This is a genomic window from Bradyrhizobium sp. SZCCHNS1022 (assembly GCF_032484835.1).
Lineage (GTDB): Bacteria > Pseudomonadota > Alphaproteobacteria > Rhizobiales > Xanthobacteraceae > Bradyrhizobium.
This window is the reverse complement of sequence record NZ_JAUETT010000006.1, coordinates 149,068-161,715: the sequence shown is the minus strand read 5'-3', so window position 1 is coordinate 161,715 and position 12,648 is coordinate 149,068. Positions and strand designations below refer to the sequence as shown.

Below are 12,648 nucleotides of genomic sequence, written 5' to 3'. Positions count from 1 at the left end.
TTCGCGATTGCACTAGTTCGGCGCAACCGCTGTGGCCGACGCGAAGCGATGGACCTGCGCGCGTTGGGAGACTACGGCGTCCTCAGCAATCGGCGCCTCCTCGCGCGGCAATGGCGATCGTCCGCGCACCATATCTGCCGCCTTCTCAGCGATCATGATCGTTGCTGCGTTCGTATTGCCGCCGACGAGTGTCGGCATGACTGAGGCATCCACGATGCGTAGCCGCCTCACGCCGCGGAGCGTCAGATCCGGTCCGACCGGCGCCTTTGCGTCCGCACCCATGCGTACGGTGCCGACAGGGTGAAAGATGGATTGCCCTGTTCGACGCGTCCATGCGTCGATTTCGGAGTCGGTCTGTACATCGACGCCGGGATGTACCTCGGGCCCGCGATACATTCTCAATGCGTCCTGCCCAACAATCTGGCGAACCATGCGGACGCCGTCGCGGATCGTGCGCCGATCCACCTCCGATGAGAGGTACCGTGGATCGATGATAGGCGCGGCGAAGGGATCGCAGGCCGCCAGGCGCACCTCGCCACGGCTCTCGGGGCGCAGCTGACAGACGTGAAGACCGAAGCCATGGCAATCGGTTCTAAGCGGTTTATGATCAAGGAGCATGACATTCGCAAAGTGTATCTGTATGTCCGGCCGATCCAGTTCTCTGCGGGATTTGAGAAATGCGCCCGCCTGGACGTGATTGGTGCGTCCCTGGCCGGTTCTGAACAGAAAATATTCCAGTCCCAGCAGAATTTTGCGATGCCCTCGGATGAACGAATGGGCGGTGATGGGCTTGGTGCATTGGTAGCTCATCACCACGTCGAAATGGTCCTGCAAATTCTGCCCTATCTCGGGCGCGTCATGGACGACGGAGAGTCCATGCCGCCGCAACTCGTCGGCAGGACCGATGCCGGAAAGCATCAGCAGTTGCGGAGTCTGAAATACCCCGGCCGAGAGGATCACTTCGCGTCGGGCGCGTACGGTCTTCACGACTTTCATGGGACCGGACGCGTATTGCACCCCGGTTGCCTCTCCGTTCTCGACGATGATCTGCATCGCCTGGGCATGCGAAAAGACGGCAAGATTCCTGCGCTCCCGTAGGGCCGGTTCGAGATAGGCTGATGCCGCGCTGCAGCGCTCGCCGTTCTTGATCGTGAGGTGGAAAGGCCCGAGCCCTTCCTGCTGATATCCATTGAAGTCGCGGGTGACGGGATGGCCGGCCTGTCGTCCGGCGTTGATGAAGGCGCGGTAGAGGGGATTGCCGTTCGGGCCACTGGAAACCCAGAGAGGTCCGCGATCGCCGCGCCAAGTATCGCCGCCACTCTCGTTATGTTCGGATCGCTTGAAGTACGGTAACACGTCGGCATAGCCCCAGCCAGTAAGGCCGGACTGCCGCCACTGGTCGTAGTCGCGCGCGTGACCGCGCACGTAGAGCATGCCGTTGATGGCGGACGATCCCCCCCAACCTCGTCCACGCGGCTGATACAAGCGCCGCGCATCCAACCCTCCTTGAGGGACGGTTTGGAACATCCAGTTGGCCGATCCCTTCTGCATGAAGATGTCGCCGACGGCCGCGGGCATCCTCAGCTTGATGGACTTGTTTCGCCCCCCCCGCCTCCAGAACTGCAACCTTGACGTTAGGATCTTCGGTCAGACGGTTGGCCAGAACGCATCCCGCACTCCCAGCCCCGACGATGACATAGTCGAACTCTGTCCCGTATTTCGGCATCCTCTCGCCTCCACCCAACTGGCTTATTGTTTTGCTAGACTGCATCGCGACGTTGCGCGGCATTCTTGATGTGAAGAGTGACAAAGAAAGTGCGGCCGTACATAGCGAACATTCGCTATTGGTGACCTGGCCGGACGATGCCTCGGCCTACGGCAAGGCTGTGGAAGGGCGTCGCGCGAAGAGCGCAAGCGGCGGCCTTGCCATCACCTCCGGCTGCGACTAGGCTTGGTGACAACGTCAAGCAACCCGCTGACGCGGGTTGGCTAGATCATCGGGGAAGCGATGCCGCTGAAGTGGTGTAGCCGACTGCATGTTCATGCCGGCCCGATCTTGCGACAGAAGAGCAGGTGCAGTCTCGGGTGGTATCGCTTCATTGCCGACGAAGGAGCGTGGTCGTGGACGGGGAGGCAGCCTGTTATCTGAAGCAGCAAGCGCTGCGCGCGTCCTTGCTCGATAGCCGCGGTGCCATCTCTTTCGCGCCGGCGCGGGACCTCGCTGCACATATGTTGCTGGCGATCGATGATCTGACGCTGGCGGGAAATATTGCGGCGCAATGGTTGCAAGAGCGAGTGCAGGGCGAGCGCGTCGACGGCAATATCGGCAGTCCTTCCGACGCCGTTTACGTCTGCGGACGCTGGGAAAGCGTTTCCGCGGCATCCGATGCATGGAGCGCGAAAGGGGCGACACTCGATAACACCGATCCCGGCATGCGATATCTTTGGAAGGCCAACGGCCCGCTGATCCTGGAAGCGGTCTCCAGCGAGACGGCGATCAGCCCAGCCGCACGTGCTGCACTGCTCGCCACCGGCACCAAGGCGAAAATGATCATGCCGATGAGGACCGCTGACGGAAGGCCGTTCGGGCTGATGTCCGTTGACAGGCTCACTGTGGCCAGCCGGACATGGGACATTGCCTTGGTCGATCTGTTCAGGTCGGTCCTGCATGAGGTCGTCTCACCAATTCTCGCAGCGGCGAAATCGTTGCACGATGACCAAGGTTCGCCGCCACGTGCCTTGAACGAGATATCGATACAACTGACGGAAGCGGAGATCCGCGTCGCGCGTCTTGCTGCCAAGGGGCTGGGCTACAAAGAGATCGCCAGAGACCTTCAGCGCTCGGTTCACACGATCGACCATCAGTTGCGCAGCATCAGAACGAAGCTTGGCATTTCAACCCATGCAAGGCTTGTCCAATTCCTGTCACGTCAGCTGCGCTTCCGGGCGTAGAATCTAGCCGGCCTCATCCGGCGCCCGGTTCATGTGGAGGCGCGGCCCGGCAGCGCAAAGGCCGTGGGCTCGTCGGGTCGCTGCGCATTGGCGCTTCTCGACCGGCGCGCCAGGCCGCCGAACTCATTCCAACTTGACTAGTTTCCACGCCGAGGCCTGTGAAGTCGCAGACGAGTTCAATAATGGAATGGGCTGTTCTCGGCGGAGCGAGCCGCTGAGAAGTGTGGGCACAGGGATTCTGCCTGCGCATTACCCCGCTCGCGAGGACGCAAATTCTCGTGGAGCCGGTGTTACATGGCTTTCCACGTACGAGAGCAGCTGGCTCACCTCCTCAAGTCGCGCAGCCAGCGGATGCTTGACGAGTTCTAAAAAAGAACCGTATATGACAGGAAGAAGACGCCACAACAAAGCGACCGCGGCAACAAAGGCGAGCGGCCAGGGAGGAGAACATGTCTGTGAAATGGAGTGTCCTTGCGCTTGCGGCGTTGTTGCTGTGTCAGCCCGCACTCGCGGCCGACGAGCCCGGCGTATCTGCGACCGAGATCAAGATCGGCGGCGTCTTTCCATTCAGCGGACCGGCATCTTCGCTCGGTCTGGTCGGCAAGGGGCTGATGGCTTACGTCCAATCCATCAATGACCGCGGTGGCGTCAGCGGTCGCAAGATCAATTACATCGCCTATGACGACGGCTACAGCCCGCCGAAGGCGGTCGAGCACGTTCGGAGACTCGTCGAGAGCGATGAAGTCGCCTTCCTGTTCGGTCAGCTTGGCACGCCCGGTGTCTCCGCGACGGCAAAGTACCTGAAAGGCAAAGCTGTACCCAGCATTGCGATCATAAGCGGGTCGTCCAAGTTCACGGAGGTTGCAAGCTATCCGCTGATCACTACGGGGCTGGTCAGCTACGACACCGAAGGGAAGATCTACGCGAAATATCTGACCAGGGCGCTGCCGAACGCCAAATATGCCATCCTCTATCAGAACGATGACCTCGGCAAAGATTACGTCAATGCGTTCAAGACCTTTCTCGGCGGTGAGTTCGACAAGAAGATCGTGACCGCCTCCTACGAGGTGACCGAACCCACGGTCGACTCGCAGGTCGCCAACCTGAAGAATTCCGGCGCAAAGGCCCTGGTGATCGCAGGAACGCCGAAGTTTGCAGCCCAGGCCATTCGTCAAGCCTATATGCTGGGTTGGAAGGCGACGGTCATCGTCAACTTTCCTTCCGGATCGGTTGGAGGAACGCTTGCCCCAGCCGGTCTCGACAAGTCAGTCGGCGTGATCGTCGGGAGCACCAACAAGGACGTTCTCGACGAGACGTACAAGGACGACCCTGCGATGCAGGCATATCGTGCGTTTCTCGACAAGTACTTGCCGGGTGTCGATATCACCAACGGCAGCTACTTGACCGGTTACCAGCAAGGTATCCTGCTCGAACAAATCCTCAAGCAATGCGGGGACGATTTGTCCCGCAAGAACATTCTTGCCCAGGCCAAGAACCTCCGCGATTTCGTCGTCCCGACCGCGCTGCCCGGAATTAAGGTCAATACCAGCGAAGCCCAGAATATGATCTGGACGCAGATGCGTCTGCAGCGATGGACAGGCACGACCTGGCAAGCATTCGGGGACGTGCTCGATACCAGGTCGGAATGAGTCCATACGGCCAAATTGACCGACCCGGCTCCGAGCTCGTCCGGCTCCGGGGCCGGCGGGTTGCCGGCCACCGACCTCAACAGAGATCCAGGCACGCGAGCCCGCGGCCTTTCCGCAGATTCAGGAGTTATTGTCATGTCGACGGGTTCACTGACGTTTGCGCCTAGGGAGGTCTCGATCGAGCGTCGCGCCGGGGGCACGCTGATCCTGCGCTCGCCCATCGACTGGAGTCCGTGCGACTGGCGCGTCACCGATTTCCTTCCGCGCTGGGCAGAGGCCGCTCCCGATCGGGTATTGCTTGCGCAGCGCAATGCGAACGGCGATTGGGACGAGATCACCTATCGCGAAGCGTGGGCGCAGGTTCGGGCCGTCGGGCAGAGCCTGATCGACATGGGTGCAGAGCCCGGTGACAAGCTCGCTGTTCTCTCCGGAAACTCGATCGAGAACGCCGTGATCTCGTTTGCGGCGATGTCGATCGGGGCGGTCCTGGCGCCAATCTCGCCAAACTACTCGCTGATGCCGGGCGGGATCGCGCGGCTCATGGACATCGCAAAGGTGCTGCGGCCGACCTTCGTCTTCGTCCAGAGCGGGCGTGACTTCTCCGCGGGCCGAGCGATCCCTGAACTGGCCGCAGCGACCTGGATCAGCGTCGATGGCGCGCCGAAGACGGTGCCGTTCCGGCCCCTGACGGCCACGGCCAGCAGCGAAGACTTTGAGGCTGCATCTGCCGCCGTATCTTGTGATGCGGTTGCAAAGGTCCTCTTCACATCCGGCTCCACGGGACTGCCAAAGGGCGTGCTCAACACCCACCGCATGATGGCGAGCGCGCTGCAGATGGGAAGCCTGCTCGCGTCGCCTTCGGAGGCGCCGGTTCAGGTCGAGTGGCTGCCATGGCACCATACCATGGGAAGCAACGTTATCCTGCATGGCATTCTCAGGAACGGCGGGACCCTCTACATCGACGACGGCCGCCCGCTGCCGCAGCTTTTTCACAAGACCATTGCGAACCTGAAGGAGATTTCGCCGACGGCCATGTTCAACGTGCCCGCCGGCTACAACCTCCTGTGCGACGCGATTGAGAAGGACCGCGAGCTTGGAGCCCAGGTGTTCAAGCGGGTGGACCGAATAACCTACGCCGGCGCAGCCATCTCGCAAGCCACGCTCGAGAAGCTTTATCGGCTGACCTCGGAGATAATCGGGCGGCGTATTCCCGTGATGTCGGGCTACGGCACCACCGAAACCGCGCCGACGATCAGTTCGACGCACTGGGCCACGGACCAGCCGGGGGAGATCGGTCTTCCCGCGCCGGGTCTGGAACTCAAGCTGATCCCACTATCCGATACGTTTGAGGCGAGGGTCAAGGGGCCCAACGTCACGCCCGGTTATCTCGAGAGACCAGACCTGACGGAAATGGCCTTTGACGAAGAGGGGTTCTATCGCATCGGCGATACCGTCTCGTTCATCGATCCGGAGAAGCCGGAACTCGGTCTTCGCTTCACGGGCAGGATTTCCGAGAACTTCAAGCTCGCGAACGGCACCTGGGTTTCGATCGGGAATATGCGCGCCTCGATCCTGGCGGCCACGCGCGGTGTATTGCTGGACATCGTCGTTGCCGGAGAGAACCGAGAATCCTGTGCGCTGCTCTGCTGGCTGAACCCGACCGAAGCGGCGCGGATCTCAGCGAACCCGTCGGCGGATTTGACCCGCGATCCGGCCGTGGCTCAATTCCTGAAAGATCGCTTTCAGGAGTATAATGAAACGATCGGAAGCAGCGAGCGAGTCTGTGCCTTCTTGCTGCTGAAGGACCCGCCGTCGATGGCGGCGGGCGAAATCACCGACAAGGCCTATGTCAATCAGCGCGCTGTGTTGAAGAATCGCGCTGAACAGGTGGACTTCTTGTACTCGGGCGAGGCGGGCCGAGACGTGGTACGGATGTGAGGGACGCTGCCTCAAGCGGTTCGGGATCGGGATTTCGCCTTTGGCCCCTCGGAGGCCTTTGTCGCCGGGGCAACGCGGGCGCCTGGACCCGGGTGGGTATGGACCTCTTTGGCGGAGAGCGGCTCCCCGCATTCGGAACAGACCATGACCGGGTCGAAATCCTTGCCGCACTTGCGGTGTTCGTGCAGCACCGGCCGGCCCCGTTCGTCCACCATGTGGGTGTCGCCCCAGTGCACGATCGCCATCATGATCGGATATAGGTCGAGTCCTTTTTGCGTGAGGATGTATTCGTAACGTCTCGGCTGGTAGGGAATACGGCGCAGAATTCCCTGCCGGACCAACTTCTTCAGCCGTTCGGCCAGCAAATGGCGGGTGATTCCGAGCGCCGACTGAAATCCCTCGAAGCGGCGCGTGCGCAGAAAGCATTCGCGCAGGATCAGAAGCGTCCAGCGATCGCCGATCACGCCAATCGTTCGGGCCATCGAACATGGCTCTTCCTCGAGCTCTTTCCACTTCATGCAGTCTCTCCAGCCGTCCGGGCAGGCGCCCCTCGAATCCGCGATGTGACGGGCCAAGCCGTGCATTCTAGATAGGTACTGAAACTCAAACAATCCCCTGCCAAATAACCGTCAAAAACCGGCATCCGGGTCGATTTGACAGTTCTATTTTAGAACTATAGAAACGGGACGAAAATCCGGAGATCTCTGATCGCCGGCACCAGCCAATGCAAGCTCTGGGAGAGAATGGCCATGTCGCTGAGGGTGGAATTCCAGTTCGATTTCGGCAGCCCGAATGCCTATTTGGCGGAACTCGGCATTCCCGCCATCGAGCGGCGGACCGGCGTGAAGTTCGAGTACGTCCCGGTCTTGCTCGGCGGCATCTACAAGGCGACCGGCAACATGTCGCCGTTCGATTCGCTTCGCGGCGTCAAGAACAAGCCGGAGTATCAGGCACTCGAGACCCAGCGGTTCATCCGTCGGCACAACATCACGACGTTTCGTCAGAACCCGTTCTTTCCGGTCAATACCCTGATGTTGATGCGCGGCGCCGTCGCGGCGCAGTTCGAAGGCGTATTCGAGCCGTATTTCCGTGCCGCCTATCATCACATGTGGGAAGAGCCCAAGAAGATGGACGATCCGGAGATATTCCGCAGTGCATTTGCCTCGTCCGGGATCGACATCGACAAGCTGATTGCACGCGCGCAGCAGGATGACGTCAAGAAGAAGCTGATCGATCTGACCAGCAACGCTGTCAGCCGCGGCGCATTCGGTTCACCGACGTTCTTCGTCGGCAAGGAGATGTTCTTCGGCAAGGACCAGCTCCGGGACGTCGAGGAGGCGATCCTCGAGCAGACCGGGCAATCCAAGCCTGCGACGGCCTGAAATCGCGCATTCACGGCGAGCCGGCGAGGCGGGGGGGCTAAGCCGCATTCTTTTCGGCGACGCTAAAAGCCCGTCGATCGAGCACGCTTGTCCTTGGCCCGGAAAGTCTTGCGCGTGCCGCGCTCGGCCGCGCGCCGGCTTGCCGGCTGCTGAATTCACTCTCAGTCGCTTCGTGGCTTGTTGTGCCGGCTTCGTGCGTTCGCCCGGACTGCAGATTGACAAGTTCTAAAAAAGAACGTTCAATCGCGTGCAGTACACCGCCGCAAAGCCGGCGCTCAGCATCGGGAGATCGGAAATGACTGGGCGCTCAGCGGCGGCTGAAATCGTCGGCGGCCGGATGATCGTGGATCAGGAACACCAATCGGCTGACGTGTTGCGGGCTCGGCTGCAGATTCGAACAGTTTAACCTCGCGGGAGATGGCCCTTGCCAAAGAGAAACGCGACCGCCGCCGTGATCGGCGCGGGTGACTATATCGGTGCCGAGATCGCCAAGAAGTTTGCCTCGGAAGGCTTCACGGTGTTCGCCGGACGCCGCAACGGGGCCAAGCTAGAGCCGCTCGTGAAGGAGATCGAGGCGGCAGGCGGCGAGATTCACGCGCACTCGCTCGATGCCCGCAAGGAAGAAGAGATCATCTCTTTCCTGAACGACGCCGACAGGCACGCCCCGCTGGAGGTCTGCATCTTCAATATCGGTGCCAACGTCAATTTCCCGATTCTCGACACCACCGAGCGTGTCTTCCGCAAGGTCTGGGAGATGGCCTGCTATTCCGGCTTTCTCGCTGGCCGTGAAGCCGCGCGCCTGATGCTGCCCCGCGGCAAGGGCAACATATTCTTCACCGGCGCGACGGCGAGTCTGCGCGGCGGCAGCGGCTATGCAGCGTTTGCCAGCGCGAAGTTCGGCCTGCGTGCGGTGGCGGAGGCGATGGCGCGCGAGCTGGGGCCAAAGAACATTCACGTCGCTCATCTCATTATCGACTCCGGTGTCGACACCGAATGGGTGCGGCAGCGCCGCCTCGAGGCGCTCGGGCCCGGCGCGCTCGACAACCCCGACCTCCTGATGCCGCCGGCGTCAGTCGCGGGCGCCTATTGGCAGCTCTATCAGCAGCCGAGGAGCGCCTGGACGTTCGAGATGGAAATCCGTCCCTTCGGCGAGAAGTGGTAGGGGCAGGTTTCATGGAGCTTGCACTTTCTCTCGAGGACGCCGCTTTCCGCGACGAAGTGCGCGCCTTCATCGCCGAGAATTATCCGGCGGAGATGCGCGTGCCAAATCCGGAGACCGATCTGACCAAGGATCAGATGCTGCTGTGGCATCGCATTCTCTACAAGAAGGGATGGGTCGCCCCGCTTTGGCCGAAGGAGTATGGCGGCCCCGGCTGGTCGATCACTCGTCGGTTCATCTTCGAGCAGGAGACGACGCGCGCGGGAACGTTGCCGCCCTTGGCGTTCAGCGTCACCATGGTCGGGCCCGTCATCTATACCTTCGGCAGCGACGCACAGAAGAAGAGATTCTTGCCTCGTATCCTGTCCGGCGAGGACTGGTGGTGCCAGGGTTACTCCGAGCCCGGCTCCGGCTCCGATCTCGCATCCGTTCGCACCAAGGCGGTGCGCGACGGTGACCATTACATCGTGAACGGTCACAAGACCTGGACGACCCTTGCGCAGCACGCCGACTGGATCTTCTGTCTGGTCCGGACCGACCCTGCGGCAAAACCGCAGTCCGGCATCTCCTTCCTACTGATCGACATGAAGTCGCCGGGCGTCACCGTGCGGCCCATCATCACCATCGACGGCTCGCACGAAGTCAACGACGTGTTCCTGGAAGACGTCCGCGTTCCGGTCGAGAACCTGATCGGCGAGGAGAGCAAGGGCTGGACCTACGCCAAGTTCCTGCTCGGCAACGAACGCACCAGCATGGCCGGGATCGGCCGCTCGACCCGCTACATCGCGCGGCTGAAGAACATCGTGAAGGCCGAGATCCCGAAGAGCGATCCGCAGCATCAGGAGTTCATGAGGGACATCGCCCGCGTCGAGCTCGACGTGTTGGCGCTGGAGGCGACCGAGCTTCGGATCGTTGCGCAAATGGCGCGCGGCATCGATCCGGGGCCGGCCGCATCGCTGTTCAAGATTCGCGGCACCGAGATCTTCCAGAACATCACCGAGCTCACCCATCGGGCGATCGGCAATTACGGCCTGGCCATCCGCGAGCCATTCGTCAGCACCAACCATTTCATGCCGGGCCCCGACTACGGCCACACGGCCTCGGAGAAATACCTCAATGCGCGGAAGCTCTCGATCTACGGAGGCTCGAACGAGATCCAGCGCAACATCATCGCCAAAGCCGTGCTCGGCCTCTAGCGACAGGGCAGGAAGAGGATCGGATGGACATCCAGTTGACCGAAGAGCAGGAGTTGCTGCGATCGAGCGTCCAGCGACTGCTGCGCGACCAGTATGATTTCGAGGCTCGGCGCAAGATAGTCGCAAGTGAGGAGGGCTGGAGTCGCAGGCAATGGGAGTCCTTCGCTGAGCTCGGTCTGCTCTCCGCCTCGTTCTCGGAAGAGGTCGGTGGCCTTGGCGGCGGGCCGCTCTCGACCATGATCACCATGCAGGAGTTCGGCCGGCACCTCGTCGTCGAGCCGTTCCTGGAGACTGTCGTGCTCGGCGGAGGCCTGATTGAGCATCTTGGTTCGCAGGAGCAGAAGAGCGCCTTCATCCCGGACATCATGGCCGGAAAGACCATCCTGGCCCTGGCGTGGACGGAGAAGGGGGCGCGGTTCGATTTCGCGGGCATTGCGACCGTCGCGCGCCGCGAGGGGCAGGATTACGTCCTGACGGGCGAGAAGACCGCCGTCCTGGCCGCGCCTTGGGCCGATCACCTCATCGTCTCGGCGCGGACCTCGGGTGATGCCGGTGACGCCGGCGGCATCAGCCTGTTCGTGATCGATCGCCGGGCGGCAGGTCTCGAGCTGCGGGGCTTCAAGACCATCGATGGCCGCCGTGCCGCCGAGGTCAGCCTGCGCGGAGTGCGGGGAACCTTGCTCGGTGGGGAGGGCGAGGGCATCGCAGCCCTCGAGGCCTGTCGTGACCGCGCCATCGGCGCGCTCTGTGCAGAAGCGGTCGGCGCCATGGGTGAGCTGAACGCCGCCACGCTGGACTATTCGAAGACCCGCAAGCAGTTCGGCGTCACGATCGGCAGCTTCCAGGTGCTGCAGCACCGCATGGTCGACATGTTCATCGCACATCAGGAGGCGCTGTCGCTGATGCAGCACTACAGCCTCACTCTGGCAGCCGGAGAGGCCGACACCTCCCGCCTCGCGTCCGGCGCGAAGTCGAAGATCGGCTATGCCGGCCGATTCATCGCCGACCAAGCGGTCCAGATTCACGGCGGCATGGGCATGACGGACGAGCTCAACGTCGGCCACTACTTCAAGCGGATTACGTCCATCAACATTCAGTTCGGGGATCCCGCCTATCACGTGTTGCGCTACGCCCAGCTCGAACAGGCGGCCTAAGGAGAGACATCTGTCATGACGGTCGAAGCAGTCATCGTATCCACCGCGCGCACCGCAGTCGGAAAGGCCTACCGCGGCGCACTCAACAACACCGACGGCCCGACCATGGTCGGTCATGTCATGGCCGAAGCCGTCAAGCGCGCCGGGATTGCGCCCGGTGAGGTCGAGGACGTCGTCGTGGGGTGCGCCATGCAGCAGGGCACCACGGTCATGAACGTCGCCCGCAAGGGCGCGATTCGTGCCGGCCTGCCGGTGACGGTGGCCGGCACCACCATCGATCGCCAATGCGCCTCGGGCCTGCAGGCAATTGCGGTCGCCGCGCGTTCGGTGATGCTCGATGGCGTCGAGATCGCGATCGGCGGCGGCATCGAATCGATCAGCTTGGTGCAGAACGAGCACATGAACCAGTTCCATGCCGTCGACGAAGAGCTGATGGCGATGAAACCCGAGATGTACATGTCGATGCTGGAGACGGCTGAGGTCGTTGCGGAACGCTACGGAATCGGCCGCGACAGGCAGGACGAATATAGCCTGGAATGCCAGCGCCGCGTCGGCGCGGCCATCGAACGGGGGCGCTTCGACCAGGAGATCGTTCCCATCACGACCAGGATGGCCATTCTCGACAAGGACACCAAGCAGGTCAGCTACCGGCAGATCACGCTGGCCCGGGACGAAGGTCCGCGCCCCGACACCACGGCCGAGGGACTCGCGAAGATCAAGCCGGTGTTCGAGGGAAAGACCATCACGGCCGGCAATGCCAGCCAGCTCTCGGACGGCGCATCGGCCTGTGTGATCATGAGCGACAAGGTCGCGGCCAGGAAAGGCCTCGAGCCGCTTGGCATCTTCCGTGGCTTCGTTGCCGCCGGCGTCGAGCCCGATGAAATGGGAGTAGGTCCGGTCGCCGCGATCCCGCGGCTCCTCCAGCGCCACGACCTGAAGATCGATGACATCGATCTTTGGGAGCTGAACGAGGCCTATGCGGTCCAGGTGATCCATTGCCGCGACAAGCTCGGCATCGATCCCAGCAAACTCAACGTCAACGGCGGTGCAATCGCGATCGGGCATCCCTACGGCATGACCGGCGCGCGCCTCACAGGCCACATCCTGATCGAGGGGCGGCGGCGCAAGGCGAAGTATGGCGTGGTGACCATGTGCATCGGCGGCGGCATGGGCGCCGCCGGCTTGTTTGAAATCCTTCACTGACGGGGAAAGCAGGAG

At 62.0% G+C, this 12,648-nt stretch carries 11 protein-coding genes; 9 read left to right on the top strand and 2 right to left on the bottom strand.

Features of this window, described 5'->3' with window-relative positions:
- Window positions 1–12: 12 nt before the first annotated feature.
- Window positions 13–1,578, bottom strand: coding sequence for a choline dehydrogenase (locus QX071_RS28810; protein WP_315705800.1), 1,566 nt, complete (start codon window positions 1,576–1,578; stop codon window positions 13–15).
- 218 nt (window positions 1,579–1,796) lie between these two features.
- Here QX071_RS28810 and QX071_RS28800 point away from each other — a divergent pair, with 218 nt between their 5' ends.
- From QX071_RS28800 to QX071_RS28785, 4 genes are all read left to right on the top strand, one after another.
- Window positions 1,797–1,949, top strand: coding sequence for a hypothetical protein (locus QX071_RS28800; protein ID WP_315705801.1), 153 nt, complete (start codon window positions 1,797–1,799; stop codon window positions 1,947–1,949).
- A 172-nt stretch (window positions 1,950–2,121) separates the two neighbouring features.
- A complete protein-coding gene (locus QX071_RS28795; RefSeq protein ID WP_315705802.1) occupies window positions 2,122–2,952 on the top strand; it encodes a helix-turn-helix transcriptional regulator in 831 nt (276 codons plus the stop codon).
- A gap of 449 nt (window positions 2,953–3,401) precedes the next feature.
- Window positions 3,402–4,601 (top strand): ABC transporter substrate-binding protein, encoded by a 1,200-nt coding sequence (locus QX071_RS28790; RefSeq protein ID WP_315705803.1) that lies wholly within the window; start codon window positions 3,402–3,404, stop codon window positions 4,599–4,601.
- A gap of 135 nt (window positions 4,602–4,736) precedes the next feature.
- Window positions 4,737–6,539, top strand: coding sequence for an AMP-binding protein (locus QX071_RS28785; RefSeq protein ID WP_315705804.1), 1,803 nt, complete (start codon window positions 4,737–4,739; stop codon window positions 6,537–6,539).
- A gap of 11 nt (window positions 6,540–6,550) precedes the next feature.
- Here QX071_RS28785 and QX071_RS28780 read toward each other — a convergent pair whose 3' ends face one another.
- A complete protein-coding gene (locus QX071_RS28780; protein WP_315705805.1) occupies window positions 6,551–7,057 on the bottom strand; it encodes a helix-turn-helix domain-containing protein in 507 nt (168 codons plus the stop codon).
- Between the two features lie 231 nt (window positions 7,058–7,288).
- On the opposite strand from QX071_RS28780, the gene QX071_RS28775 reads away from it, so the two are divergent.
- The 5 genes from QX071_RS28775 (at window position 7,289) to QX071_RS28755 (ending at window position 12,633) form a co-directional block, all read left to right on the top strand.
- The gene (locus tag QX071_RS28775) at window positions 7,289–7,921 is read left to right on the top strand and encodes a 2-hydroxychromene-2-carboxylate isomerase (RefSeq protein ID WP_315705806.1); all 633 of its coding nucleotides are present in this window, start codon (window positions 7,289–7,291) and stop codon (window positions 7,919–7,921) included.
- Window positions 7,922–8,345: 424 nt separating this feature from the next.
- On the top strand, window positions 8,346–9,083 hold the full coding sequence (locus QX071_RS28770) for an SDR family oxidoreductase (RefSeq protein WP_315705807.1): 738 nt from the start codon (window positions 8,346–8,348) through the stop codon (window positions 9,081–9,083).
- Window positions 9,084–9,094: 11 nt separating this feature from the next.
- Window positions 9,095–10,276: an acyl-CoA dehydrogenase family protein gene (locus tag QX071_RS28765; protein WP_315705808.1), complete on the top strand. Its 1,182-nt coding sequence runs from the start codon at window positions 9,095–9,097 to the stop codon at window positions 10,274–10,276.
- Between the two features lie 23 nt (window positions 10,277–10,299).
- Window positions 10,300–11,430: an acyl-CoA dehydrogenase family protein gene (locus tag QX071_RS28760; protein ID WP_315705809.1), complete on the top strand. Its 1,131-nt coding sequence runs from the start codon at window positions 10,300–10,302 to the stop codon at window positions 11,428–11,430.
- Window positions 11,431–11,445: 15 nt separating this feature from the next.
- Window positions 11,446–12,633: an acetyl-CoA C-acyltransferase gene (locus tag QX071_RS28755; RefSeq protein WP_315705810.1), complete on the top strand. Its 1,188-nt coding sequence runs from the start codon at window positions 11,446–11,448 to the stop codon at window positions 12,631–12,633.
- Window positions 12,634–12,648 lie beyond the last annotated feature (15 nt).